23 protein-coding genes, 1 tRNA gene and 2 pseudogenes are annotated in these 24,607 nt (G+C 60.4%); 14 read left to right on the top strand and 12 right to left on the bottom strand.

Annotated elements, in window-relative coordinates:
* Positions 1-2 precede the first annotated feature (2 nt).
* A complete protein-coding gene (gene blh, locus NKH21_RS09640; RefSeq protein WP_352670119.1) occupies positions 3-1,295 on the bottom strand; it encodes a bifunctional sulfur transferase/dioxygenase Blh in 1,293 nt (430 codons plus the stop codon).
* 173 nt (positions 1,296-1,468) lie between these two features.
* On the opposite strand from blh, the gene NKH21_RS09635 reads away from it, so the two are divergent.
* The gene (locus tag NKH21_RS09635; RefSeq protein WP_352670145.1) at positions 1,469-1,825 is read left to right on the top strand and encodes a DUF1963 domain-containing protein; all 357 of its coding nucleotides are present in this window, start codon (positions 1,469-1,471) and stop codon (positions 1,823-1,825) included.
* Here the strand turns inward: NKH21_RS09635 and NKH21_RS09630 are convergent.
* The 3 genes from NKH21_RS09630 to NKH21_RS09620 form a co-directional block, all read right to left on the bottom strand.
* Positions 1,819-1,971: a hypothetical protein gene (locus tag NKH21_RS09630; RefSeq protein ID WP_352670117.1), complete on the bottom strand. Its 153-nt coding sequence runs from the start codon at positions 1,969-1,971 to the stop codon at positions 1,819-1,821. The two genes, NKH21_RS09635 and NKH21_RS09630, sit on opposite strands and share 7 nt — an antisense overlap.
* A 53-nt stretch (positions 1,972-2,024) precedes the next feature.
* On the bottom strand, positions 2,025-4,262 hold the full coding sequence (locus tag NKH21_RS09625) for an adenylate/guanylate cyclase domain-containing protein (protein WP_352864538.1): 2,238 nt from the start codon (positions 4,260-4,262) through the stop codon (positions 2,025-2,027).
* A gap of 324 nt (positions 4,263-4,586) precedes the next feature.
* Positions 4,587-5,534 (bottom strand): DUF5996 family protein, encoded by a 948-nt coding sequence (locus NKH21_RS09620; protein WP_352670112.1) that lies wholly within the window; start codon positions 5,532-5,534, stop codon positions 4,587-4,589.
* 462 nt (positions 5,535-5,996) lie between these two features.
* Between NKH21_RS09620 and NKH21_RS09615 the strand changes: the two are divergent.
* The 13 genes and pseudogenes from NKH21_RS09615 (at position 5,997) to NKH21_RS09555 (ending at position 17,702) form a co-directional block, all read left to right on the top strand.
* Positions 5,997-6,964, top strand: a pseudogene (locus NKH21_RS09615) (SDR family NAD(P)-dependent oxidoreductase).
* Between the two features lie 220 nt (positions 6,965-7,184).
* A complete protein-coding gene (locus tag NKH21_RS09610) occupies positions 7,185-10,055 on the top strand; it encodes an ATP-binding protein (protein WP_352864535.1) in 2,871 nt (956 codons plus the stop codon).
* 130 nt (positions 10,056-10,185) lie between these two features.
* Positions 10,186-11,187 (top strand): zinc-dependent alcohol dehydrogenase family protein, encoded by a 1,002-nt coding sequence (locus NKH21_RS09605; RefSeq protein WP_352864533.1) that lies wholly within the window; start codon positions 10,186-10,188, stop codon positions 11,185-11,187.
* A 34-nt stretch (positions 11,188-11,221) separates the two neighbouring features.
* Positions 11,222-11,521, top strand: coding sequence for a tautomerase family protein (locus NKH21_RS09600; RefSeq protein ID WP_352805192.1), 300 nt, complete (start codon positions 11,222-11,224; stop codon positions 11,519-11,521).
* 259 nt (positions 11,522-11,780) lie between these two features.
* Positions 11,781-12,605 carry an alpha/beta fold hydrolase gene (locus tag NKH21_RS09595; RefSeq protein WP_352864581.1) on the top strand — a complete coding sequence of 275 codons (825 nt, stop codon included), beginning with the start codon at positions 11,781-11,783 and terminating at the stop codon, positions 12,603-12,605.
* Between the two features lie 93 nt (positions 12,606-12,698).
* Complete coding sequence (locus NKH21_RS09590) at positions 12,699-13,664, top strand: MBL fold metallo-hydrolase (protein ID WP_352864530.1); 966 nt, start codon at positions 12,699-12,701, stop codon at positions 13,662-13,664.
* 131 nt (positions 13,665-13,795) lie between these two features.
* The gene (locus NKH21_RS09585; RefSeq protein WP_352864528.1) at positions 13,796-14,233 is read left to right on the top strand and encodes a DsrE family protein; all 438 of its coding nucleotides are present in this window, start codon (positions 13,796-13,798) and stop codon (positions 14,231-14,233) included.
* A gap of 123 nt (positions 14,234-14,356) precedes the next feature.
* Positions 14,357-15,202, top strand: coding sequence for an SDR family NAD(P)-dependent oxidoreductase (locus NKH21_RS09580; protein ID WP_352864526.1), 846 nt, complete (start codon positions 14,357-14,359; stop codon positions 15,200-15,202).
* A gap of 115 nt (positions 15,203-15,317) precedes the next feature.
* Positions 15,318-15,511, top strand: a pseudogene (locus NKH21_RS09575) (nuclear transport factor 2 family protein); the annotation flags it as partial.
* Complete coding sequence (locus NKH21_RS09570; protein WP_352670109.1) at positions 15,508-16,593, top strand: Gfo/Idh/MocA family protein; 1,086 nt, start codon at positions 15,508-15,510, stop codon at positions 16,591-16,593. The pseudogene NKH21_RS09575 and the gene NKH21_RS09570, both read left to right, overlap by 4 nt.
* Complete coding sequence (locus NKH21_RS09565) at positions 16,586-16,714, top strand: hypothetical protein (protein ID WP_352670106.1); 129 nt, start codon at positions 16,586-16,588, stop codon at positions 16,712-16,714. The genes NKH21_RS09570 and NKH21_RS09565 overlap by 8 nt, the downstream gene beginning before the upstream one ends.
* Positions 16,711-17,355, top strand: a complete 645-nt coding sequence (locus NKH21_RS09560; RefSeq protein ID WP_352864523.1) for an alcohol dehydrogenase catalytic domain-containing protein — start codon at positions 16,711-16,713, stop codon at positions 17,353-17,355. The genes NKH21_RS09565 and NKH21_RS09560 overlap by 4 nt, the downstream gene beginning before the upstream one ends.
* A gap of 262 nt (positions 17,356-17,617) precedes the next feature.
* Positions 17,618-17,702: transfer RNA gene (locus tag NKH21_RS09555), tRNA-Leu, on the top strand.
* Between the two features lie 210 nt (positions 17,703-17,912).
* Here the strand turns inward: NKH21_RS09555 and NKH21_RS09550 are convergent.
* The 8 genes from NKH21_RS09550 to NKH21_RS09515 all read right to left on the bottom strand — a co-directional run bounded on the left by NKH21_RS09550 (position 17,913) and on the right by NKH21_RS09515 (position 24,540).
* Complete coding sequence (locus NKH21_RS09550) at positions 17,913-18,605, bottom strand: amino acid ABC transporter permease (protein ID WP_352864521.1); 693 nt, start codon at positions 18,603-18,605, stop codon at positions 17,913-17,915.
* Between the two features lie 17 nt (positions 18,606-18,622).
* Entirely contained in the window at positions 18,623-19,339 is a 717-nt protein-coding gene (locus NKH21_RS09545; protein ID WP_352670097.1) for an amino acid ABC transporter permease, read from the bottom strand.
* Positions 19,340-19,405: 66 nt separating this feature from the next.
* Positions 19,406-20,233: a transporter substrate-binding domain-containing protein gene (locus NKH21_RS09540; RefSeq protein WP_352670094.1), complete on the bottom strand. Its 828-nt coding sequence runs from the start codon at positions 20,231-20,233 to the stop codon at positions 19,406-19,408.
* A gap of 32 nt (positions 20,234-20,265) precedes the next feature.
* On the bottom strand, positions 20,266-21,006 hold the full coding sequence (locus NKH21_RS09535) for an amino acid ABC transporter ATP-binding protein (RefSeq protein ID WP_352670143.1): 741 nt from the start codon (positions 21,004-21,006) through the stop codon (positions 20,266-20,268).
* Positions 21,007-21,063: 57 nt separating this feature from the next.
* Positions 21,064-21,627 (bottom strand): peroxidase-related enzyme, encoded by a 564-nt coding sequence (locus NKH21_RS09530; protein ID WP_352670092.1) that lies wholly within the window; start codon positions 21,625-21,627, stop codon positions 21,064-21,066.
* Positions 21,624-22,106 carry a CMD domain-containing protein gene (locus NKH21_RS09525; RefSeq protein ID WP_352864518.1) on the bottom strand — a complete coding sequence of 161 codons (483 nt, stop codon included), beginning with the start codon at positions 22,104-22,106 and terminating at the stop codon, positions 21,624-21,626. The genes NKH21_RS09530 and NKH21_RS09525 overlap by 4 nt, the downstream gene beginning before the upstream one ends.
* Complete coding sequence (locus NKH21_RS09520; protein WP_352864516.1) at positions 22,103-23,572, bottom strand: NAD(P)-binding domain-containing protein; 1,470 nt, start codon at positions 23,570-23,572, stop codon at positions 22,103-22,105. The genes NKH21_RS09525 and NKH21_RS09520 overlap by 4 nt, the downstream gene beginning before the upstream one ends.
* Positions 23,569-24,540 carry a LysR family transcriptional regulator gene (locus NKH21_RS09515; protein ID WP_352670086.1) on the bottom strand — a complete coding sequence of 324 codons (972 nt, stop codon included), beginning with the start codon at positions 24,538-24,540 and terminating at the stop codon, positions 23,569-23,571. Before NKH21_RS09515 ends, NKH21_RS09520 begins: the two co-directional genes overlap by 4 nt.
* Positions 24,541-24,607: the final 67 nt, after the last annotated feature.

Here is a 24,607-nt window from a genome sequence, read left to right as displayed (position 1 = left end):
AGTCACGATGCCGCTCCCTGGAGCGCGTCGAGCGGAAATTTGAGATAGCGCCGGCCGTTGTCTTCCGGTTCTGGAAGGCGGCCGCCGCGCAGATTTACCTGCAGTGCGTGGAGGATCAGCTTGGGCATGGGCAGCAAGCGATCGCGCGCCTCGCGCAGTTTGACGAAGGCAGCCTCGTCCATCCCGGCGACATGCGGGTTGGCGCGCTTCTGTTCACCGACCGTGCTCTCCCAGCGTGGCGTCCGGCCTTCCGGCTGGTAGTCGTGGCCCGTGAAAAGGCGCGTCTCGTCCGGCAGCGCGAGGATATTCTGAATGGATCGCCACAGAATCTGGGCATCGCCGCCAGGGAAGTCGGCCCGCGCTGTGCCGCTGTCTGGCATGAAGAGGGTGTCGTGAACGAAGGCGGCGTCGCCGATAACGTAAGTCACAGAGGCAAGGGTGTGTCCTGCCGACAACATCACATGGGCGTCGATGGAACCGACCTTGAACCGATCGCCATCCGCGAACAGCCGATCCCACTGCGAACCGTCCTGTGCGGAAGGCCGGTTGTAGATGCCGTGCCAAAGCTTTTGGATATCGGCGACACGCGCACCAATGGCGGTTGGCGCGCCGGTCTTCTCCTTGAGGTAGTGCGCCGCGGAGAAGTGGTCGGCGTGCGGATGGGTGTCGAGGATCCATTCGACCGACAGTCCCTCGTCGTCGACATAGGCGAGGATGGCGTCGGCGCTCCTGGTTCCAGTCGCGCCGGACTTCCCATCGAAGTCGAGCACCGGATCGATGATGGCGCATCTCTTCGTCGCCGGATCTGCAACCACATACTGGATTGAATAGGTGCGCGGGTCGAAGAAGCCTTTTACGCGCGGACGCTCGCGGGCAGTTTTTTCCAGCCATTTGACCGCGCCGAAAAGGTCGAAGCCGTGGCTCTTTCCGAAGGATACGACATCGTCGACCTCCATCCGCCCATCGAGCACTTCCCCCAGCACGTAGAGCGTCAGTGCCCGTGCGCCGCTTTTGCAATGCGCAATGACTGGCCCTGCCGAAGCAGCCAGAGCGGATCGGAACGCGTCAATATCGGCCCGCGTGATCGTCGCGCCGGTGACCGGAACGAAGCTATAGCGAAGGCCGGCATAGTGCGCTGCTCGCTGCTCGGCAACGTTTCCAGGCTGGCCAGCCTCCTCCCCGTCGGGTCGTGCATTGATGAGCGCATGAAAGCCTTTGCCGGCCAAATGCTTGAAATCGGCAACGTTCGGCTGACTTGCAACCGAGAACGTGTCAGTGATGGCAATGGAGCGCATGCGGGCATCCTTCCTCATATCAATATACATTTACACATAATGTATATTGATGGCTCTGGCAAGGACTTCCGTACGGCCTGCGTCGAGGGTCGTATCATTGAACCCAATAGCCGCGGTCACACGTTTCGAATGTCTGGGAGAGTCAACAGCTCCAATTTCGCCGAAGGCCCGCTATCGGCCGAAAAACAAATGGCTGCAGAGAGTCCGCTTGGGTTTCGATCGCGGCGATCCAAGGCGCCGAGGGCGGTCTGACAGCCCCGGACGGTGCAGCGCTCATCGGCCCTGACATCGTAGCCGCCCTGTCTCACCGCCACGTATCCCGTAACCATCAGATGCTTGGCAAGGGTGAAGTCGTCCAGGCAGCAGCCGACGAGATGAAGGACCGCTACCTGCTATTGCTCCAACTTGGGCCGGATATGGCGCTCAACTGGACCGTCGGAGAGATGGGGCCGCTTCAATATTGGATTACGCCTGAGGATCTTGCGGCCAAGCGATTCCAGAACGCAATTCTGACAATCGAAGCCTACTGACTGATGTTCGGCCCAAGACCGTCGGCAATGCGCCCAATGTCGGCCGGCGAAGTCGCCTTTGCCAGCGCCTGAAAGCCGACATCGCCAGCGGCCACGGTGGAGGTCGTGGTTGCGCCAATTCCGGTCGTTTCGGTTATGGCGAACAAGGTCGCATGTATATCCCGCAAGCAGACTTTCGGCCTTTGCGGCATTTGGGAGTTCACTTGACGACCGAAAATTCGAACTGGTCCCAGCGGTAAACGGCCTTGTATTCGTCGTCGCGCCCCGGCGTCCTGAACACATTGCGATAAATTGCTCCACAGCTTGTCAGCTCTACCGGAAAGGCATTGCACAAGAAATTGCCTTGCACCCACGAGGTTCCTGAGTGGGTCCTTTGGCCAATGGTCTCGCTGACGGCGCCGTCGACGGAGGTCGTGCGCTGCATAGGCAGGAACTTGTCAAACGCCAATTTTCCGCGCGTTTCGTGGCCGAACATGAGAGACCTTATTTCCGCGCCTGTGAGCCGGTCCTTCGGATTCATGCCTGCCCTTGCCAATGCCGGCAGATCGGGCACACCTGCCTTGGTCAGGCCGGCCAAAAGGCGTTCGATATCGGCCACATTCTTGAACACCATGTAGTCCTGGGTGATCAACTGGCTCTCCCCGTATTCCATTCTGTGCGCAACAGCCTTCCTAAACATTTCCAAGGCGGCCGCGGCCTGGTCGGTGCGCCCAAGATGCCCATAGGCCGAAACAAGGACTTGCAGGGCATAGAAGTTGGCCGGTGAATCGGGCGAAGCAAGGTCCATCTTCTCGATGGAGCGAACCGCGCCCTCGAATTTCCCTTGACCGAACTCGGCCAGTCCGGCCTGGTAGCGCCTGTAGTCCATCCACGAGATCGGGTCGACGCGCGCAGCCGCATCGAGATAGCTCAGCGCTTCCTTCGGCCGGCCGTTGAAATTCAGGGCATTGGCCAGCGAGAGATAATTCCAGGTATCGCTAGGATCGAGCGCCATCGATTTCAGAAGAACGGTGACTGCTTCGTCCGAGTTGTGCTCCCTGATCATCAACTCGGCGACCAGTTGATAATAACCCGGCGAAGGATGTCGGGCGGCGAGCTTCAGGGTTTCGTGGACTTTGTCATAGGCCTCGGCTCGCGTGAGCCCCATCACCACGGCCCGGTCGATGTCCGCGTCCCAATAGGCCCAGGCGAGTTGGGCATGAGCCGCGCCGAAATCGGGGTCGAGTTGCACCGCGTGCTGGAAATGCTTCACAGCCTGCGCAAACTCCTCGGGGGTGTTGATGCGGTTATAGATGTCCATCCCTTTGAGATAGACATCATAGGCCTCGGGATTGTTTGTGCCTCCCACGCGGGCGGCCGGCGCGACGCTCACCAGGCGGAGCTGGAGCGCGCCGGCAATGCTGCCGACGACCTTGTCCTGCAGCGCGAACACGTCCGCCCACCGGCCGTCGAAGCGCTCCGCCCAGAGATGTCCGGATGTCGAGCTGTCGATCAGTTGCGCATTGATGCGCATGTTGTCGCCGACGCGGCGAATCGAGCCTTCCAGCAGATAGCGGACGCCCAATGCCGCAGCAATCTCCGCAGGCTTCGTGTCCTTGTCCTTGTAGGCAAAGGCCGCGTTGCGGGAGAGGACGAAAAGGCCGGGCACGCGCGCCAGTTCGGTCGTCAGGTCCTCGGTGAAGCCGTTGGCGAGATATTCCTGTTCCTTGTCGTCGCTGAGATTGTCGAAGGGCAGGACTACGAGCGACGGCCGGGCATCTACCGCCTCGCTGGCCGCGGGCGCAGCAGGTTGCGCAGGCCTCTCCCACGGCTGCCACCATGCCGCGGCAAGGCCGAGGGCCAGGATGAGAACAGCCGCCGCTACCGGAAGGCGCCAGGCGCGCGGCCGGCGGCGAGCTTTGAGGGTCGTGCCCGCTGCCGCTGGATCAAGCACCACGCGATAGGTCTGAACTGGTTGGGCAATGTTTTTGACCCTCTGCTCGCCCATCGGCTCGAAGGCGAAAGCCAGTTTCCTCTCCACCTCCTTGGCCACTTTTCCCGACAGGCAGATGCCGCCGGGCTCCGCCAGTTGCTGAAGCCTGGCTGCGATGTTGACCCCGTCACCATACCGGTCCTCGCCCTCGACGATCACCTCGCCGAGGTTGATGCCGATCCGCACGTGAATCTGCTCGGTTTCGGGAAGCGAAGCGTTGCGCTCGCCAAGCCCGCGCTGCAGCGACGCCGCACATTCGACGGCATCGATGACACTGCCGAATTCGGCCAACATCCCGTCGCCCATCAGCTTGAAGATACGGCCGTGGTGGCGTGCAATTTCGGGCTCAAACAGTTCCTTGCGTCCGGCGCGAAGGCGCTCGAACGTGCTGGCCTCATCGCGCTCCATCAGAGCCGAATAGCCCACGACATCGGCGGCGAGAATCGCGGCAAGCTTGCGGTCCATTGTTGGCCTGGCCCCGCAGGATCATAGTATCAGTTGTTCTGAAAGGAAACCGACCTCACCGGCGCTCAGCAAATCCCTTCTTTCCGCGCTTTCATCGACGGCTGAGGTTTTGTCAATGTCGTATTCACCACATTCGAGACATTCGAGCTTGCCTGCCGGAATGGCTCGTTTGGGTCAGGTCACGACGATGTCCGGGCCCAACCTAAATGTCCGCTCTGCACGATCCGCAGACCGAAGCTGGCGGTCTGTTCTCGGCCCCAGTTCGCCCGGAACGACGACAATCGTAGTCGGGAAAAGTCATCAGTTAAGTCGAACCTCTGTGTCTCACATGGGCCGAGGTTGTCGAGGTTTACCAACCTTGCACTCGAGCGCAGTCCTGTCCCAATCACCGAGTTCAGCAGCGGCGCCATACGTGCTTTCCAAAAAGGTCATGAGCGTGTGTTCTGGATTGTTGGCAAGCCGGACCGCATCATAGGGCAGCAGAAATTCTCCGAGGTTTTCATCGTAATATGCGGCTTCGGGAGAAATTCTTGCAGCTGAAAAACCGGTCGGCATTGGGTATGCATAGGAATAGAACGCGGGAAAATCGATTGCACCCCCACCTGGCCAGAAGCCAGCTGACGAGACTTCGTGGCTGTAGGCCTCGCGGGTGATTTCATCGGGCAGGGCCGGAATACCGCCTGGATGTGAGGGCGCCTGTCGACCGGAGAAACGTGTCACGGCAATGTCAAAACTTCCCCAGAAGAGATGCACCGGACTGACCTTGCCGAGATACGCCGTACGGAAGATCTGGAGCACGTTCGTCACTGCCACACATGCCCTGAAGAACCGTGTCACAGCATCGGCATCGTAGGGGCGTTCCATCCTGTCTTCGGCGAACGGAATAGCCTGCGGAATCTCATTCGGCCTGCCATGGAACTCCGGTGTCCCACCGAGAGTACGAATGAGATCCAACGCGCGCCGGTGAAAGAAGGCGACCGACATCGGCTCAAGCGGGAACCGGGCAATGCGCCCATCGGTTGCTCGTCCGACCACTTCATGGTTGATCAGATCGAGGCTCAATTCGATGCCGCCTGGTCCATCTGGCACTAGCCCGGTCGTGAAACCGCGAGCGTCAGTGTAGAGGGTTGCATGCCAGGAATGGTTCACCCACGCTGAGCGGGCGAGCCGATATTTCCCTATGATCTGACTATAAAGATGCAACGCGGAACACGTGCTGCGCCAAGGACCGTACGGTATATCCGGCCACCTTTCCTGGATGCGTTCATTCATTGGGCCAACCTCGCTTTATTGAGCTTGAATAGAGTCTCACTGATGCTGCTGCGGAAGGCCTCTCTTCAGGCGGAGCAAAGGTTACGCTGGCAGCGGTTGGTTTGCAGTCTCCGGTGACAATGCGACGAATGGGAGACCGGCAAGGTAGATCGCTGAGAGGATCGAGATGGCGTCTGCCGGACTATCGTCGAAGCACACGGGGAAAGCTATGGGCGACGGCGGCCGGTCCTCACGGCGCTATCTTCCAATTCTCGTTACCTGTCACGGGGACGACCGCGCCGCAACGCCCAGCACCTCATGGCGCTGCTGTGCGAATGGCCAAAGAACACAAAATGTGTGAGTACGCCTGGTAGGACAGGGCATCTATCCTATCGCCAAGCGGCCCTTGACGACATCGCGCGGGAAAACCGCTACTAGGGTATCTGCGTTGAGCATCGAGCGGGATCGACTGGGGAAACAAAAATGGGAGAATTGCAAACCCCGCTTCATACCCCTTTTGGACCTGCCGTGACCGCGGAGGAAGTGGCACGTGGCGTGGACCTTGCCGGGCGGGTTGCATTGGTGACTGGTGGTTCCTCCGGGCTGGGCCTGGAGACCGTCAGAGTGCTGGCAGGATGCGGCGCTAGCATCTGCGTACCAGCGATCGACCCTATCGGCGCGCGAGCCGCTTTGAAGGGGATTGACGGGGTTGAGGTTTGGCCCGTTGACCTAATCAATGACGTCTCTATCAAAGCCTTCGCCACGGCTTTTCTCGAGCGACAAAGCAGACTTGATCTTCTGGTCCTAAATGCGGGCGTGATGGCGAGGCCGCTGTTCCGCGATGAAGATGGTCACGAGGGCCATTTCTCCATCAACTACCTCGGACATTTTCGGCTGACGGCACTGCTATGGCCAGCATTACTTGCAGCGGAAAGATCTCGAGTGGTTGTTCTCTCATCCCGAGGCCATCAGATGTGTGATGTCGATTTCGACGACCTCGATTTTGTACGACGTCCCTATGATAAATGGATGGCCTACGGCCAATCGAAAACTGCGAACGCGCTTTTCGCGGTTGCGCTCGACACCCGTGGACGCCGTCACGGCGTTAGCGCCCTCTCCGTACACCCCGGAATGATAATGACACCCGGCATTCGTCATCTGACCCGGTCCGAATTCGACGCTTTCGGTGCTGTCGCTCCGGATGGGTCCCCCATAATCGATCCGGCGAGGATATGAAAACCGTGGAACAAGGCGCGGCGACGACAGTCTGGAGTGCCACCGCTCCTGTGTTGGACTCAATAGGCGGGGTCTATTGCGAGAATTGTGACGTCGCACGCGTAGAGCCCAGCGAGGGATTTGGGGTGCGTCCCTATGCGATCGATCCCGAGAGGGCCGAGAGGTTGTGGCGCGCGAGCGCAAGGCTGACTGGATTGGACATCGCAAGAACCTGAGACACCATGCTTGACCCTTGGGGGTCGGTCCCCGCCAAAGTAGAGCAATATGACTCCCACAAAAATAGATGGATGACCCCTTACGTCGGGATCGTATATTACTTGGAGAATCGAGAAATCATTCGGTCGCCAGCAACTCGACTCTGGCACACTCGCCCTTGGTTCGCAGCTTCACTCCATATTCCGGGCCGATAATGCTCCGTTACCAGCGAAGGATAGAATGCAAGGGCAAGCTTTCCCAAAGGCAACCGCTGCGGCAGATGTCGCGATCACGTTTGGTTCATTCCTGCTGTATCCGGGGCGACATCTTCTGCTCAAGGATGCTGAGCCCGTAACGATCGGCTCCCGCGCGCTCGAAATACTCATCGCGTTAACCGAGCAGGCGGGCGAACTGGTAACGAAGGATGAATTGACCGCGAGAGCCTGGCCCAACGCCACGGTGGAGGAGTCGAATCTCAGAGCTCAGATTGCATTGCTCCGCAGGGTGCTCGGCGACGATCAAGCCGCTCCGCGATACATCGTCGCCGTTCCATCAAGAGGCTATCGGTTCATTGCTCCTCTCACCCGCTCTCATGTTGAACACGAGCCCCAGACGACAACGGCCCCGAACAATCTTCCAAGACAGCTGACGCACCCCATCGGACGTGACGAAGCGATCAAGATCGTCGAAGGGCGATTTCAACGGTTCCGTATGGTCACAATTGTCGGCCCAGGTGGCATAGGCAAGACAACCGTGGGCTTTCGCGTGGCAGAACAATTGTTGTCATCGCATGAACATGGCCTTTGCTTCGTGGACCTGGCCCCAATAACGAACTCCCAACTCGTCCCTTCAGTCCTGGCGTCACAGCTTCGCCTTCCGGAGACATCGGGGGATCCGACCGCGAGCCTCATCGGGCACCTTCGCGGGAAACATATGCTGCTCGTGCTCGACAGTTGCGAACTCGTTCTCGAAGCCACTGCCCGTCTGGCGGAGGCCTTGCTCCGGGAAGCGCCAGAAATTACCATCCTTGCCACCAGCCGCGAGGCGTTGCGGGTGGAGGGCGAAAGCGTCTACAGGCTCCCCCCTCTCGACATGCCGCCTTCCGCGGCCGGCCTGACTGCCGCCGACGCGTTGGAATATCCCGCCATTCGACTGTTCGTCGAGCGGGCGACCTCTTCCGGGAGCGAGTATTCGTTCAATGACGACGAAGCTCCTGTGGTCACGCATATATGCCGCCAGCTAGATGGGATCGCCCTCGCGATCGAGCTCGCCGCAGCGCGGGTGGAGGCCTTTGGCACGCGCGGTATCGCGGAGCTTCTGAATGACCGTCTGCGGCTGCTGACGGGTGGTCGGCGTGCCGCTCTCCCCCGCCATCAAACCCTGGCAGCGATGATCGACTGGAGCTACGGGGCGCTATCGAAAGGTGAGCAGAGGGTTCTGCGCCGGCTCGCAATGTTCTCAGGAGACTTCGGGCGGGAGGCGGCAGTCGCCGTCGCAACCGGCCCGGATGCCGCGGAACGCGATGTGCCGGGTCATCTCGCTGACCTCGTCGCCAAATCCCTGGTGGCGGTAGACGCTCGAGGCAAGGCCGCGCGGTACCGTCTTCTCGACACGACACGGGCCTTTGTTCTGGACAAGGTGCGGGAGGAAGGAGAACTCGATGCCGTCACGCGGCAACTCGCGAGCTATTTATGCGATGTCCTCGAGCATTCGCAGGAGGAGGTCGAAACTCTGCCGAGGGAAGAATGGCTTTTGAGGTATGCTCTGCACATCAACAACGTGCGCTTCGTTCTGGATTGGGCCTACTCGGGGCACGGCGATATCGAAGTTGGCCTCGCGGTCACCGTCGCCGCCATTCCGATGTGGTACCAGCTTTCTCTGGTCGACGAATGCCTGACCAGTGTCCAGCGCGCGCTGCTAGGCATCGACCCGGGAAAGCGAAGAAACGAGTACGCTCGTCAGATCATGCAGCTCTACAGTGCGCTCGGGCTCTCCCAAGCGTTCAAGATCGGCTTCGCGCCACAAGCTCCGGCCGCTTTCGCCAAGGCGTTGGAGATATCCGAGGAGTTGGGCGACGTCGACGCTCAAGCGGAGGCTCTTTGGGGCTTGTGGGTCGCACAAGTGGGCATGGGTGACTACAAGGCGTCGCTGGGAAACGCCGAACGTTTCGTGGCGCTCGCCCAAAGCGGACTCGATCGGTTCATCGGTGACCGAATGCTCAGCATGACCCTGTTCTGCATGGGCGACTTCCGGGGTGCCCGCCGTCACGCCGATCTCATGTTAGCCCACGATGTCTCTGCTGAAACCGCCTCCGCGAATTCAGTGCGTTTCAGGTTCGGCCAGTCGGTTTCGGCACGAATCCAACCTGCCCAGCTCCTGTGGATGCAAGGTCTTCCTGATCAGGCGATCAAGGCGGTCCACACCGCCGTTGGGGCCGCGCGGGAATCGGGCCACGCGATCTCGTTGTGTGAAGCCTTGGCGCGCTGGTCATGTCCGGTCCTGGTTCATGTCGGCGACCTTGTGGCGGCGGACTTGGCTATCACCGAGCTACTCGATCTAGCCAAGACGAACGCGCTCGGCCCATGGGAGGTCTTCGGTCGGTGCTGGAAGGCGGTGCTTCTGATCCAGCGAGGGCTTCCTGAGAGAGGCGTGCCACTTCTCCGGAACGGGTTGGCTGAACTGCGCCAGGTAAAACTCTTCAACCTCTACAATGTTAGATTTCTCGGCTTTCTAGCCGAGGGCCTGTCTTGTCTGGGGCAACACGCCGAAGCCCGGTCGCTGGTGGAGGCGGCGATCAGCGCCAGCGAAGAGAAGGACGAGCTCTGGTGTGTCGCAGAACTCTATCGCCTGAAGGGGGATGTCCTTTGGCGCGGCGGTGACGACCTCGGGAGCGTCGAACGATGCTATCTCCATTCGGTCGATGTGGCGGGGCGACAGGACGCGCTGTCCTGGGGGCTCAGGACGACCACGAGTTTGACGAGGTTGGCGCGTTACCGCGGAGACACTGCTCGGGCGCGCGCACTGTTGGCCGCGGTCTGTGATCGGTTCATCGAAGGCTTCGACACGGCCGACATGGTGGCGGCCAAGGCTCTTTTGGCCGAGGTGTCCTGATCTTCCCGCGCGCATCTGTGCTCGTGCTCATCACAAGATTTCACTGCAATTCACTGGCTTGAGACCACTCTGCTCTGCCACCTTCTGAAAGTCGCCTGACAGTCGTCGGCGCGGCAGAGAGGGCAGACAGATGAAGACCATGGCGACCAAAATGGACGCGCTCGTCTTGAACGAGACGAACTCTGACTTCCTCCGCACCAGCATTGTCTGCCCAGCGCCCTCGGCGGGCGAGGTCCTGGTCCGCGTCAAGGCGAGCAGCGTAAACCCGCTCGATCTCAAGATCAAAAGCGGCCAGGCTCCGCATGCGCGGCATCCACTGCCCGCCATTCTCGGGATGGACGTGGCCGGGATCGTCGAAGCTGTCGGCCCTGGGGTGACCGCGTTCAAGCCGCACGACGAGGTCTTCGGCATGACGGGCGGCGTCGGCGGTCTCCAGGGCTCGCTCGCGACCTTCGTGGCCGTCGACGCCGATTTGCTGGCTCCCAAGCCTGCCAACATGACCATGCGCGAAGCGGCCGCGTTGCCGCTGGTCTTCATCACCGCCTGGGAAGGCCTAGTGGATCGCGCACAGGTTCAGGCGCGCCAGAAAGTTCTCGTACTCGGTGCGGGTGGCGTCGGCCACATTGCCATCCAGATAGCCCGGGCTTTCGGAGCCGAGGTCTTCGCCGTGGATAAGGCTGCCAAGCAACGCGAGATCGAGGAACTCTGCGCCACTGCGATCGACCGCCATCAGACGACGGTCGAAGAATACGTCAAAGACCATACGGGCGGGCGCGGCTTCGACATTGTCTATGACACCGTCGGCGGCGCCGGGATCGACGCCGCGTTCAACGCCGTGACCCGCTTCGGCCATGTCGTCAGCTGCCTGGGATGGGGCACGCACTCGCTCGGCCCGCTCTCGTTCCGAGCCGCAAGCTACTCCGGCGTCTTCACGCTCCTGCCGATCCTGACCGGGGAAGGCCGCGCCCATCACGGGCACATCCTGCGAGAGGCGAAGCGGCTCGCGGAAGCAGGAAAGATCATACCTCTCCTCGATCCGCGTCGCTTCAGTTTCGAGACCATTGCGGAAGCATATGTCGAAGTCGAAAACCGGACCGCCAACGGTAAGATCGTGATCGACGTCGCCGAATAAAGCACCTTCAACCTCTGAACCAAGGAAAGATGTCATGCCATTCGTCAACGTGAAACTGGTCGACGGCGTGTTCACGCCGGAGGAGAAACACGCCATGGCCAAGGCCTTGACCGACGTCATGGTGAAGTTCGAGGGCTCGGAGGCCTTCCGCGAGGTGGTATGGGTCCTCATCGAGGAGCTTCATACCGATGGTTGGCACATCGGGGGCCGGCCGTTCGAGGGACCCAAGTCGTTGATGACGACGCTTTCGAAATCCAAAGACGTCGTCGAAATGATCGACGGCATGCCTACCACCCGGAAAGAGTGGGCCGCGGCAGCGCCAGTGCAGGGCTGACCATTTCGAAATCTCGACACGCCCAAACGAGAGCATCCGGTCAGGATAGGTCCGGGGCTGCCAGTGGAACCGTGTCCGCCCCAAGGAGGGGATAGACATGATCACGAGGACAGCCGTGACAAAGCCCACAACGACGAGACGGGAAGTCCTGATCGGAACCGGAGCCGTCGCTCTGACCACGACGCTGCCTCTGGAGGCCTTGGCTGCCACGGCGTCATCGAACTCAACCAGTGCAACCATTGAAGATGGGACTGAGACCATGAACAGCATCAAGGCGAAAGACGGCGCGCAGATTTTCTACAAAGATTGGGGCACCGGTCAGCCGATCGTGTTCCACCATGGGTGGCCGCTGAGCGGCGACGATTGGGATAACCAGATGCTGTTCTTCCTCGGCAAGGGCTTCCGGGTCATCGCCCACGACCGGAGGGGCCATGGCCGCTCAAGCCAGACCTCCGGCGGCAACGACATGGACACCTACGCGGCCGACGTCGCCGCACTCGCGGAGGCGCTCGACCTTCGCGATGCGATCCATATTGGCCATTCGACCGGCGGCGGCGAGGTCACCAGGTACGTCGCCCGGCACGGTAAAGGCAGGGTCGCCAAAGCAGTGCTCATCTCTGCGATTCCTCCGGTGATGGTCAAGTCGGCCAAGAACCCTGGAGGACTCCCGATCGAGGTCTTCGACGGCTACCGCGCCGCCTTGGCGGCAAACCGAGCGCAACTCTATCTCGATATCGCGAGCGGACCGTTCTACGGCTTCAACCGCCCCGGCGCCGTTATCTCCGAAGGCACGATCCGCAACTGGTGGCGCCAAGGCATGATGGGCGGAGCGAACGCGCACTACGAGTGCATCAAGGTGTTCTCGGAAACCGATTTCACCGAGGACATGCAGATCATCGACGTTCCGGTCCTGATAATGCACGGAAGCGACGACCAGGTCGTGCCCATCGCCGACTCTGCCGAACTCTCCGTCAAGCTGCTCAAGAACGGAAAACTCAAGGTCTATGACGGTTATCCGCACGGGATGTTCACAACGCATGCCGATGTGATCAACGCGGACCTGCTCGCCTTTATCAACGCGTAACCGCCTGGGCAGGTCGAAATGCCTGCCCTCGATCTCCTCAAGCCAATTCGAAAGCTGTCGGCCCACCTGAGGCCGGCTGCGGAAAGGTATGTCATGATGACGGAACACATGCATTCCCGGCGTGGATTTTGCCTTTGCTGCATAGGCGCTGCCACCTTCGCGGCGACCGGTGGTTGGATGAGCCCACGCGCGGCCTATGCCGAGGCGCGCGGGCTGGTGAGCCTCATCAAGGACAGTGCCGCCAAGTCAGAGATCGCCACCCACAAGCTGAGGAATGACATCACCATCCTCGAAGGCTCTGGCGGCAACGTCGCGGTCTTGGGCGGCAAGGACGGGCTCGTCATGGTCGATGCAGGCATCAGCGTGTCGCGCCCCCAGATGACGAAGGTGCTCTCCGCGCTCTCCCCTGAGCCCGTGACCCATCTCATCAACACCCACTGGCATTTTGATCATGCGGACGGCAACGCCTGGATCGGAGCTGGCGGAGCCAAGATCATCGCGCACGAGAACACCCGCAAGTACCTGTCGCAGGTACAGCGGGTAGATGACTGGGATTACAATTTCCTGCCGCTGGAGCACGGCGGCGTGCCCAAGCACGCCTTCTCGAAGGAGCATTCGCTCAAGCTGAACGGCCAGTCGCTCGACATGAAATACTATGGTCCGGCGCATACCGATGGCGACATCTCGGTCATGTTTGGCGAGGCGGACGTCCTCCATGTCGGCGACACCTACTGGAACGGGATCTATCCGTTCATCGATTATTCGACGGGCGGCGGCATCGACGGGATGATCGCCGCCTCGGATGCGAACCTGGCCGCGGCGACCGACAAGACGATCATCATCCCAGGCCACGGAAATCCGGTAAGCAACCGCGCCGAGCTGCAGGAATTCCGCGACATGCTTGTGGCCGTCCGCGAGAACGTCGCAGCGCTCAAGCTTCAGGGACGATCGAGGGACGAGGCCGTCGCCGCCAAGCCCACGGCGGCGTTCGACGCCAAGTGGGGCAATTTCGTCATCGATCCGAGCTTCTTCACGCGGCTGGTCTACGAGGGCGTCTAGTACGAGCCTTCGGTCATCAGCCGACTTCTTCTGGCGCGTCCCTCCCCAAATTCACGCGCGCCATCGGAACGCTCCCAAGGGGCGTCCGGCCCGAATTCTTTTCACAGAATTCCGAACCCCAGGAGACAGCTATGTCGGAAACAAAAAGCGCTCTGTTCATAGATATCCCGGTCGAACTGAAGGAAGTGAAATCCGTTCACAGCATCGGGGGCCTTCAGTTCGAAGGCGACCTGCCCGCTGCGCTGTTCCATCTTCAGCTGATCACCACGGACATCGCGAACTGCAAGGCGACATCAGACGTGATCGTGGTCTTCCACACCAACGCGGGTCACGTCACCCTGAATGACGTAGCCTACAATGCTTCGCGCAACATCGCCACCGGCAACCCATACAAGAAGCTGGTTGCCGACCTCATCGACATCGGCGTCAGAGTCGAACTTTGCGGTGCGACTGCGAAGGTGAACGGCTGGGGAAATGCAGATCTGCTCCCCCGCATCAAGGTCAATCTCGACGCCATGGCCCGCACGATCCAGCTCGTGCAGCAGGGCTTCGTCAAGATCACTGAGTGACGGTCGGTCGACTGAACCAGTCTCTCACCAGAACCTGAGGAGGCGACCTTGCGCCAATTACCATTTGGGTTCCATTCGACCGCGTCCGAAGTCCTGAGAGCTGTCGACCTCCGGGGAAAGACGATGATCGTCACCGGCGGCGCGAGCGGTATCGGCATCGAGACGACCTCGGCGCTCGCCGCGGCTGGGGCCACTATTGTCATCGCCGTCCGCCGCCCGGAAACCGCTGAGGAAATCGCGACGGACCTCCGGGTGAAGACCGGCAACCCCGCGATCCAGTTGCGTCAGCTTGATCTCGCGGACCTGCGCTCCGTCGACCGTTTCGTTGACAACTGGGAAGGTCCCCTGCACGCGCTCGTCAACAACGCGGGTATAATGGCGTTGCCGGAGCTGCGACGCTCTGCCCATGGATGGGAAATGCAGTTCGCGACCAACTTCCTGGGGCACTTCGCACTGACCCTAGGTCTCCGCCGAGCTCTCGCCAAGGCCCAGGGCGCGCGCGTCGTCTCCGTCAGCTCCAGTGGCAGCCTGTTCGGCCCGGTCTTCTGGGACGACCCGCACTTCCACTTCATACCCTACGACCCGCTTCTGGCTTATGCCCAGTCGAAGACGGCTTGCACGCTTCTGTCCGTGGGAATCAAGGATCGATGGGTCGATGACGGTATCGTATCAAACGCGCTGAATCCTGGAGCCATCGCGACCAACCTCCAGCGTCATACCGGAGGACTGCGTACGCCCGAGCACCTTCGCAAGACACCCGAGGAGGGCGCTGCCACCTCGGTGCTTCTCGCGGCCTCGCCGTTGGTCGAGGGAACGAACGGACGGTATTTCGAGAACTGCGCCGAGGCTCCGGTCGTGCCGAACCGCCCCCAGTTGAGGTTGGAGGGTGTGGCCGCATACGCGCTCGACAGCGCCAACGCGCAACGGCTGTGGGAGATGACTGTCGGCTTTTTGGGAGGATGCAGATGATAGACACGACCCAGCAAGTGGGTTTCATCGGGCTTGGCGACCAGGGTGCTCCCATGGCGAGGGCGATCGCGGAAAAGCATCTGCTGCATCGGAAATGGAGTGGGTGTCCGACACGGAGGTGAACGCGATCTGGTCGATGGAGGAGATTGTCTCATCTTCCCGCCTACCGCCGACACACGCCCCGCCAGCATACACGGCTACGGGCACTACCATGAAAGCTGGGAATTCGAGGATGGGCAGTGGCGTATCGCCAAGCTTGAGCTCCGTCGGACCATTCTGGAAATCACGCCTAAGGAGCGCGTCCAATGACCAGTGCACGGATCAGAGTTGGCATCATCGGCGTTCACCCCGACCGCGGTTGGGCCTCGACCGCCCATGTGCCTGCGTTGAGAGGTTTGCCGCAGTTCCAGCTTTCTGCCGTGAGCCATCGTCGGATCGAAACGGCGCGGGCGTCAGCCGACAAGTTCGGTTTCGCGCACGCGGTCTCGTCGGCGGAAGAGCTTGTGAACCATCCAGATGTCGACCTGGTGGTTGTCACCGTGAGAGTGCCGGAACACCTTCAACTCGTGACTGCGGCACTCGAAGCGGGAAAGTCTGTGTTTTCCGAATGGCCGCTCGGGATGAACCTGCGTGATGCCGAGACGATGAACTCGCTTGCCGCCGAAAAAGGCGTCTCGGCAATGATCGGCCTTCAAACCCGCGCGAATCCGACTGTCCGGTACATGCGCGACCTGATCAAAGAGGGCTATCTGGGCGAGGTGCTCTCGGCCTCGATCATTGGCTCCGGTATTACCTGGGGGGAGGAGCTCGAAGAGGCTTTCCGATACACCTTGGATCCGTCCACGGGCGCGAGCATGCTGCACGTGCCGTTCGCCCACACGATCGACGCCTTGCTGTTCGCACTCAACGAGAGCTTCCTCAGCGTGTCGGGGACACTGGTCAGTCGGCGCCCAACGATAAGGATGATGGAGAGCAAGGAAGTGGTTCCGCTCGACGTCGCCGACCAGATTGCCTTCACTGGCCAGCTCACGTCAGGCGGCGTGGTGACGAGCCATTTCCGCGGCGGACTGTCGCGTGCTACGAATTTCCATGTTGAGATCAACGGCAGCAGGGGCGACCTTTTGCTGACGAGCCCCGTCGGCTACGTTGGCTTGGGCGGGTTCAAGCTTATGGGGGCGCAAGCAGACGAGACCCTCCAGCCGATCTCCGTACCCGAAGACTTCGGCGCCGGCGAGAACGTCCTGACGGGCAACGTGAGGAAGCTTTACCAACTCTTCGCTTCCGACGTGACTTCCGGCACCCGTCAGAGTCCGACATTCGGAGACGCCGTCAATCTGCATCGGCTGATCAACGCGATCGAGCAAAGCGGTGGCGTGGCGCGCAATGTCTGAGACGATGCGGGCGCCGGTGATGTATGCGCCCGGCGGACCCGAGTTCCTGCAGGTTCGCGAGATAGCAAGGCCGAAAGTCGAGAGACCTTCGGACGTGCTCGTCAAGGTCCGGGCGGCGTGAACCCAGCCGACCCGCAGAACAGAAGAAGCGGGCAAAGGCACAATCCCAATGCCGAAACCGGATCGCCGACGATCCTCGGCATCGATGGTGTCGGCGTAGTCGAACAAGTCGGCGAGGCAGTCGACGGGATCAGCGTCGGAGACGAAGTCCGGTATGTCGACGGCGGGTTTCCCGGCAATCCGGGCAGCTATGCCGAATCTGCAGCTATGCCGAACATTAGGTGGTCCCCCGGGGCGTCTGTTTCGAGGAAAACCGACGCGTCTGGACTTCGTGCTGGCCGCGGCGCTACCCGTCGTCGGCCTGACCGCATGGGAAGCCGTATTCGACGAAGGGAACGTCAAGTCCAGCGACCTCGTCCAGGTGCACGAAAGCGTGGGTGCCCGCGGCCTATCGCGATCCAGTATCTTTCGACGATTGAGGCCCGGAAGGCTACCACGGTTTCGAACGAAGTTAGAGCCTCGTTTGCGCCGACGCCGGGGGCCGATATAGCGATCCGGTATCCGTTGCTGAGAGCCAGTACGAGACTTTTGTATAGCGGCTATTCGCTTTGCGGGCGCACGCAGCGGTCCGTCTGCTTGCGGCCCCAAATCGCGACGTTTGCAGATTGCTCTGAGAGGGCGGCTCCTGACGCGACTTTGTAGTCCCGGAGCAGCCGCTCGAGGCCAATAGCCCATGAAACAAACTCGGCCTTAGGGTCATGCGAAGCGACCGAGGGTCGAACTAGGAGTCGGTGCCAAATGCCCAGGTTGGATCATTCGGCTCGTGAGCGAATGAAAACGCACGAATTTCGCTGGGAAATCGCTCTGGACTTCATGGAATACCTTGTGGCACATACGCGGCCCAGGAGCCACATAGGAGTCGCGGGGGTCTTGCAAACACCGCGAACGGACTTGGTGGTTGCATGCGGGTGTGGTGAAACTGGTAGACGCGCTGGATTCAAAATCCAGTTCCGAAAGGAGTGTCGGTTCGAGCCCGACCACCCGCACCATCTTCTCAAATCTCGTTGCTAGGGTTGTGGCGGAGGCTGGCTGCCTTGGCTCCATTCCTAATGCGGATCTAAAACCCGCAGGCGGAGTTTCAAATCACCGGTACATACATCGGCTACTTGGGCTTCTCCGCAAGCTTTTCATACCCAAAAGAATTGCCTCCCAGGTGCGGCTCGATATCCGAAGGTTGGCCATCCTATCCCACATGCGCCTCACGTCCGCACCCTAAGCGCCCGTTCCAGCCGGTCGGCAATCTGGGTGACGATATAGGCAATCACCATGTAGATCACGACGGCAATCACGAACGCTTCGAGGTAATAGTAATTCAGCGCCGCGGTTAATTGGGACTGGGCGAAGATATCGACAACCTCGATGGCGAACCCGAGGGAAAGCGCCTTCATGATGACCATCATCGAGGTTGTCAGGTCGGGGATTGCCGTCAGGGCCACCTGGGGAAAGAGGATCCGTCGGAACAGTTGGCCGCCCGTATAGCCCAGCGAATGGGCGGCATCCGACTGACCAGTGTCGAATGCGTTCAGGGCTCCCTTGATAATCTCCGATTGGAACGCGGCGACACAGCCGGTACTCGCAACGACAAGGATGACCCAATTGGGGGTTTCGTGGGCGTTGAAGTTGATCCCCAGCAACGAGAACAGGAACTGGAATGCGGGCGGCAGACCGAAATAGGCGAGGAAAATCACGATGACCATCGGAACGCCCTTGAAGACGATCTTGTAAGTCATGATGAGCTCTCGCAGCACCGGCAACCGTCTGTATTCGATGAGCGCGAATATGCTGCCGACTATCGTCGACAGGACGAAAATCAAGAGCGCCATTCCAACGGTCACGGGTACGGCGCCCAGAATTTCCTGCGTATCTTGGAGCAAAATATCGGTGTCAAACATGATCGAATACCCTTACGTCAGACGCTGGCGATGAGCTCGTTCTTGATCGGAGTCGTTGTCGTCGCCTCTGGCGCCTGCATCGGTGAGCGAAGCTCGAAGAAGCGCACGATGAGCCACGCGACCAGGCACATCAGCGAATAGATGACCGCCAGGACGAGGTAGGTTTCGAACTGGTACTGGTTATAGTCGCGCTCCATGATCAAATGCGCAGTCGCCATGACGTCGGCCGCGCCGATATACATGACCAGCGCAACGTTATGGATCAGGTAGATGATGGAGTTCCCGTAGCCCGGCAGTGCGAAGTGCACCGCTTGCGGGCCGACGACGCGGGTGATCTTCTGTCGGAAGGTGTATCCCAGACTGTCGGCCGCGTCATGCTGGCCGCGATCGACGGCCAGGTATGCAGGCCGCATGACTTCTGACAGATAGCCGCCGTGGTAGAGGCTCAACCCCACCATGGCAGCGATCGTCGCCGAGATAAAATCTTTGGCGCCGAATAGGATCACCAACAGGGGAAGCCCGTAAAACGCGACGAACAACTGGAGGACGACAGGAACACTGCGGGCATAGGACACGTAGAGGTCCACCAGGTGACTGATCACCGGCACCCTGCGAACCCGGAGGGTTGTCGCAATGAGAGCCAGGCAGAACCCGGTAATGAGGGCCGTAAACGTGATGGCGAGCGTCAGCGGCAGTGCCGAGAGCAACTCGGGGATCATAGCAGAAACATCCACTTGAAACGCTCCTTCTTGCAATTCAGTCTTGCCGCTGACTAGCGAATATGGTCGTTGACGGCCGTGCTATTTCATGTACTGGACGATGCCCTCGCCGAACCACTTCTGCGAGAGCTTTTCGATCGTGCCGTCGTCTTTCAATTCCTTGAGAACCTTGTTCACATCGTCGGCCAGAACCTTGTTCTCGTCTGATCTGTGGATCAGCATGTAGGTGTTGTTGCTGAACACTGGTTCGGACGCCACGATATCGAGTTTCTTTTCCTCGATGACGGTCTGCTCACCTAGATTCGAGGGCAGGACGAGAGCGTCGAACTTGCCGTTCTGGACTTCGTCCAGACGGTTCGGGTACGGAATACCGGCGCTCGATGCCGTTACATCGAGCTTGTATTGCGGGTTTTCTTTTTGCCAGTTCATGATGAACTTGTAGGTTCCGCCGCCGGCCGTGGTCGGAACGATCCTCTTGCCGACCAGGTCCTTCATCTCCTTGATGCCGCTGTCTTTCTTGCTGTAGATCTTCATCAGGCTGGCGCCCATTGGATTTTCCGGAATCAAGAACTGCTTGGCGCGCTCGGGGGACTTGTAGTAGCCGCCGACCGCGATGTCGTACTTGCCCGTGGCCAGGCCGGTTTCCTGCGCGATGTCGGAGACACCTTCCATCTCGAACTTGTACTGCGGCAGCTTTGCGTTGATCGCCCTCAGGAGATCGGGTTCATAGCCCTGCGGCTCGACGCCTATCGCGCCCCACGCCAGGGGCTTGGATTCCGCCGACGTCGCGATCTTGATCGTCCTGACCGTTTCGCCGTGGCTGATCCCCACGGTTGCAAGGGCGATTGCGATGCCGCCGGCAACAGCCAGGGCAGCGCGGCGGGACAAACTGGATGTGATTGCAGACATTTCTTAGGTTCCCTTCTTGTAGAGTTGTTGAGCTATTGAAAAGCGAGTTCCGACTGCAGGAATTGAGCAAGGCGTGGGCTGGAAGGTGCATCGAAGATCTCAGCCGGGCTGCCATCGGCGGCAACCACGCCACGATCCATGAAGACAATTCGGTTCGAGATGTTCTTTGCGAATTGCATCTCGTGGGTCACAAGCAGCGAAGTGATGCCTGACGAGGTGACATCCTTGATCACCTTCAGGACTTCACCGACGAGTTCGGGATCCAGCGATGACGTAGGCTCATCGAAGAGTATCACGTCGGGACGAACCGCCAGGGCGCGCGCGATGCCGGTGCGCTGAAGCTGACCGCCCGAAAGCTGGGAGGGATAGCTGTCTCGTTTCGGGGAGAGGCCGACCCGCTCGAGTTCCCGCAGGGCGATCTCGCGCGCCTCGTCCGTGGACTTGCGCTGCACGACAACCAGGGGATCCATCACGTTCTGGAGGACCGTCATGTTCTTGAAGACGTTGAATTGCTGAAAGACCATCGCTGTCCGGAGCCGGATCGCCTGGACGGCGGCCTTGTCGGCGCGCTGGTAATCCATCCGAATCTGATCGAAGGCGATGGTTCCGGATGACGGCTTGGCCAGGTAGTTGATGCATTTCAGCAGCGTGGTCTTGCCGGTGCCGCTGGGGCCGATGATCGACACCACGTCACCTCGCTTTACCGAGAGATTGACGCCGTTCAGGACCTGCGTGCTTCCGTAAGACAGCTTTACATCTTTGAGTTCAAGCATTTCTGGTTGGTGCCCTTCACAGTGTGAGACGGAGTGCCTTGACCGCATGCGACATCATCACCCGCTCTCCGCATGGCCTAGAACGTGCATCAGCCGGTTTGCCCAGCCGAAGATCGATATGGCGTGGATCAGGTCGATGATCTCGCGGTCATCCATGCCGACTGATCGAAGCGCCGCGATATCGTCTGCCGTCGCTTCCGACGGCGCCGCCGACAGGCGGCGGGCAAAACTGTAGATTGCCGCATCGCGCGGCCCAAGCTTTTCGGGTTTGTCGAGATACAGCGCGGTGACGACTTCGTCGCTCTTGGTCAACTCTGAATGCCTGCGGGCGTGAACGACGGCACAGAATTTGCAGCCATTGACGATCGAGGCGCCCAGTGCACCAAGTTCGCGGTCAGGACGGACAAGTCCGCCTTCGACATACATGATGGCGTTGAACAGAACAGTGCGGGCAAGGTAGCTCTCTGGGTCATGCACAAGGGTGCGCACATATTCCGAAACCTTCTTCGCAGAGGGCGTAACCTTCATCGCTTCGAGCTGTTCCGGCGTGGCCTCCGATAGCTCGACCGGTGCGATGTAGGGGTGCCAATTCAATGGCTTCAGACGAACCGAGGAAATCATTTCGACCTCATCAGGCGCAAGCCTGTCGCCACCCGCGTTTGGAAGTTGACGAAGGCAATCAGTTCGGAGAGTGCGACGATCTGAGGATTGTTCAATCCAGCCTTGGCGAGGAGGGCGATATGGCTCGCTTCCGCCATTTTCGGCGTCAGCGTGATCAGGTCGACATGACGGACGATGGTTGCGAGAGGTTCATTCAAATCCGTTTCCCCCTGGGCCAGTGCCAGAAGCTGCTCAGTCGGACCAAGCTGAGCCAGCTGCACATCATATTCGGCCATCAGGACGGGATCGTCATTCAGAGCGGCCATGCGACGGGCCAGGGCAACCCTCAAATTCGGCGCCAGCCCCTGATCGTTTGCCGGCTGCAGGACGGAGAGGCGACATTCCTCCGCCCCTTGCACGAATTCGGGCCGAAACCGCCGTGCGGCGAAAAGGGCATCATCCGGTGAAAGACCGGCGGCCTTGTCCATCGCGTCGATCACAGGGCGGCCTCCTTTTGTAGCAAGGGTGTTGAATCCACCCATTCGTCGCCCAGAAGTTCGGGCGTGTCGTAAGCGATCAGATTGGCGAAGTGGGTTTCGACATCTTCGGCAAACAGCGACGCGGCAATGCCGCGGACCAGACGGTCGGCACCCGCGCTGACGGCTGGGATATCGCCGGAGACCTTGCCGTGGGTCAGCATGGCGGCGTCGTTGAAGCAGTGGATGTGCGCCAGCATCGGGCAGGAACCGGGGACACGTTCGCGAAATTCGAAGGCGGGACCAAGATCCGGTGCGTCCGACATGCCTGCACGTGCCGGCCCCATATCCGGCGTATATCGGCCATCCGACCAGATGCGGATATGTGGTGCTAGGGCTGCGAATTCCGGACGGCCTTTGAAGTCGTTTGAAAAGCCGGTTGCCGCGATCAGAAAATCGTAGCGTATTGGTCCTTGCGTGGTTTCAATCAGCAGGCCTCCCGCATCTTCCATGACCGCGACGATGCCGCAGTCGAGAAAGAACCGGGCATTGGGGTGGCGAGACACGCGAAGCGTCGATGAGCGCGGCGGCGGCGTCTGGGTCGAGGCGGTGTAGTCGAAGAACTTCCACTTCCAGGCATCGGGCAATTGATGCATGCCGAGGACAACACCCGGACTGCCGATGCCGGTCAGCTTGTTGATGCGCGGCATTTCCTTGCGCCGGATCAACATGTCCACTGAGCCGGCGCCCGCCTCGAGTGCCGTCGCGGCATTGTCCATGGAAGAGGCGCCGGCGCCGATAACCGCCACGCGCTTGCCTTTCAGCGCGTCGAAATCGATGTCGTCGGCCGAATGGGCCCAATAGGCGCGATCGATTCCTTTGAGGAAATCGGGTACGGCAAAGCCGCCGAGACCGGAGCGACCAGTGGCCAGAACGAGATGGCGGGTCAGAACCCGGCCGGTTTCCGCGCCCTCGATATCGATCGCGATCAGATCACCAACGGGTGCGACACCAGTCATGCGCACGCCGTTGCGCACCGGCAGAGCAAGAACCTTGCGGTACCAGACCAGGTAATCCATCCACTGGCCCTTGGGAATTTTGTCCAGCGACTGCCAGGCCTCGGACCCCCACTGTGCCGTGAACCAGGCGCGGAACGTCAGCCGCGGCAGCCCGAGCGACGGACCGTGAAGCGTCTTCGGTGACCGGAGCGTTTGCATGCGGGCAAACGTTACCCATGGTCCCTCGCGCCCGGCCGGAGCCGCGTCGCAGGCGACGACGTTGGTGATCCCGGTCAGCACCAGCTTTGCCATGGCAGCAAGTCCGCACATGCCGGCGCCAATCACCACGACGTCACGGACAGGCGTGCCATTGTGCGGACGCGCGGGAACCCATGGCTTGGCGGGCAGTTCGAGAAAGTCGAGATCCTGCGCAAGCTGCGCTTCCAGCGCGGCAAGACCTGTCGAGATTGGCGCGGTGGGCGTATGCTTCATATTCCCGTTCCGTGATTTGTGCCGGATGCAGGATCGGTCACCAATTGGCCGGCCAAGGCCGGATCGAGTTTCTTGAAGCCGACGATCGACCGTTCAGCCACCGCCTCGACCGCATCCATCAGCGCCTGCGCGACTGGACGAAGGTGACGGTTTGCTGCAGCCACAACACCCCAATAAAAGAGAACGGTTACGTCGATCGGGCGAATGGCGACCCCAGGCAAGGCTACGCCATAGGCGGTGAGGGGGTCGATGACAGCCGCGACACCAGTCCGGCGCACAAGCTGCAACGCGCCATAGGCAGTATTCGTCCGGATTACTGGGCCGGTGTCGATGCCCCTGGCCGCCAATGCCTTGGAGACATGCAACTGAAAACGCAGCGGATTGAGCAACGTGGCGACGCGGCGGCCGGCAAAAGCGGAAAGTGGTATGACATCAAGTTCAGCCAGCGGATCGTCCTCCCGCACGGCTGCAACATCGGGCGCCGAATAGAGCCGCAGGACATCCAGACCGGGCGTATCAAGCGGCAGGCTTGAAAACCCGATCTCGGCACGTCCGCTGCGCACTTCCTGGGCGACGATCGAGGGAAGAAACTGCCCGAGATGCGTCTCGTGCGGAAGCTCGGCACCTTGGAGCTCAGCCAGGGCCGTCGGGATCAAGCCGGTGCCGATCGCAGAGGTTGTGACAATCTGCAGGATCCTTCCCCTGCCGGCGGCGATCATCTTGGCTCGCGCCGCCAGTTCGGTGAAGGACATCAGCAGGCGTCGAGCTTCCTCCTCGAACGCCACTCCTTCCTCGGATAACTGCACCCGTCGACCGATCCGGTGCAACAATTCGAAGCCAAGCTCGGCCTCGAGATCCTGAATGGTGCGTGTCACCGCAGGCTGGGAGCGCCCGAGCATGTCAGCCGCCTTGGTGATGCTGCCGCTGGCAGCAACCGCAAGGAAGGTCTGAAGGTCGCGGGTTTCCATGCTCTCCCTTCATGTGCAATTCGTATGATTGACATCGTCTCATTCGTTTTTGATATATGTCAAGCGG

The organism is Mesorhizobium sp. M1329, from assembly GCF_040318035.1.
In the GTDB taxonomy this organism is placed as follows: Bacteria; Pseudomonadota; Alphaproteobacteria; order Rhizobiales; family Rhizobiaceae; genus Mesorhizobium.
Note: the sequence above shows the minus strand (reverse complement) of the source record. Positions and strands in the feature narration are given on the sequence as shown.

What these genes read in the sequence shown, in the direction of transcription:
- blh (WP_352670119.1), bottom strand. Translation starts at nt 1,295, where the DNA reads ATGCGCTCCATTGCCATCACTGACACGTTCTCGGTTGCAAGTCAGCCG.
- NKH21_RS09625 (WP_352864538.1), bottom strand. Translation starts at nt 4,262, where the DNA reads ATGGACCGCAAGCTTGCCGCGATTCTCGCCGCCGATGTCGTGGGCTAT.
- NKH21_RS09620 (WP_352670112.1), bottom strand. Translation starts at nt 5,534, where the DNA reads ATGAATGAACGCATCCAGGAAAGGTGGCCGGATATACCGTACGGTCCT.
- NKH21_RS09610 (WP_352864535.1), top strand. Translation starts at nt 7,185, where the DNA reads ATGCAAGGGCAAGCTTTCCCAAAGGCAACCGCTGCGGCAGATGTCGCG.
- NKH21_RS09605 (WP_352864533.1), top strand. Translation starts at nt 10,186, where the DNA reads ATGAAGACCATGGCGACCAAAATGGACGCGCTCGTCTTGAACGAGACG.
- NKH21_RS09600 (WP_352805192.1), top strand. Translation starts at nt 11,222, where the DNA reads ATGCCATTCGTCAACGTGAAACTGGTCGACGGCGTGTTCACGCCGGAG.
- NKH21_RS09595 (WP_352864581.1), top strand. Translation starts at nt 11,781, where the DNA reads ATGAACAGCATCAAGGCGAAAGACGGCGCGCAGATTTTCTACAAAGAT.
- NKH21_RS09590 (WP_352864530.1), top strand. Translation starts at nt 12,699, where the DNA reads ATGATGACGGAACACATGCATTCCCGGCGTGGATTTTGCCTTTGCTGC.
- NKH21_RS09585 (WP_352864528.1), top strand. Translation starts at nt 13,796, where the DNA reads ATGTCGGAAACAAAAAGCGCTCTGTTCATAGATATCCCGGTCGAACTG.
- NKH21_RS09580 (WP_352864526.1), top strand. Translation starts at nt 14,357, where the DNA reads ATGATCGTCACCGGCGGCGCGAGCGGTATCGGCATCGAGACGACCTCG.
- NKH21_RS09570 (WP_352670109.1), top strand. Translation starts at nt 15,508, where the DNA reads ATGACCAGTGCACGGATCAGAGTTGGCATCATCGGCGTTCACCCCGAC.
- NKH21_RS09565 (WP_352670106.1), top strand. Translation starts at nt 16,586, where the DNA reads ATGTCTGAGACGATGCGGGCGCCGGTGATGTATGCGCCCGGCGGACCC.
- NKH21_RS09550 (WP_352864521.1), bottom strand. Translation starts at nt 18,605, where the DNA reads ATGTTTGACACCGATATTTTGCTCCAAGATACGCAGGAAATTCTGGGC.
- NKH21_RS09540 (WP_352670094.1), bottom strand. Translation starts at nt 20,233, where the DNA reads ATGTCTGCAATCACATCCAGTTTGTCCCGCCGCGCTGCCCTGGCTGTT.
- NKH21_RS09535 (WP_352670143.1), bottom strand. Translation starts at nt 21,006, where the DNA reads ATGCTTGAACTCAAAGATGTAAAGCTGTCTTACGGAAGCACGCAGGTC.
- NKH21_RS09530 (WP_352670092.1), bottom strand. Translation starts at nt 21,627, where the DNA reads ATGATTTCCTCGGTTCGTCTGAAGCCATTGAATTGGCACCCCTACATC.
- NKH21_RS09520 (WP_352864516.1), bottom strand. Translation starts at nt 23,572, where the DNA reads ATGAAGCATACGCCCACCGCGCCAATCTCGACAGGTCTTGCCGCGCTG.
- NKH21_RS09515 (WP_352670086.1), bottom strand. Translation starts at nt 24,540, where the DNA reads ATGGAAACCCGCGACCTTCAGACCTTCCTTGCGGTTGCTGCCAGCGGC.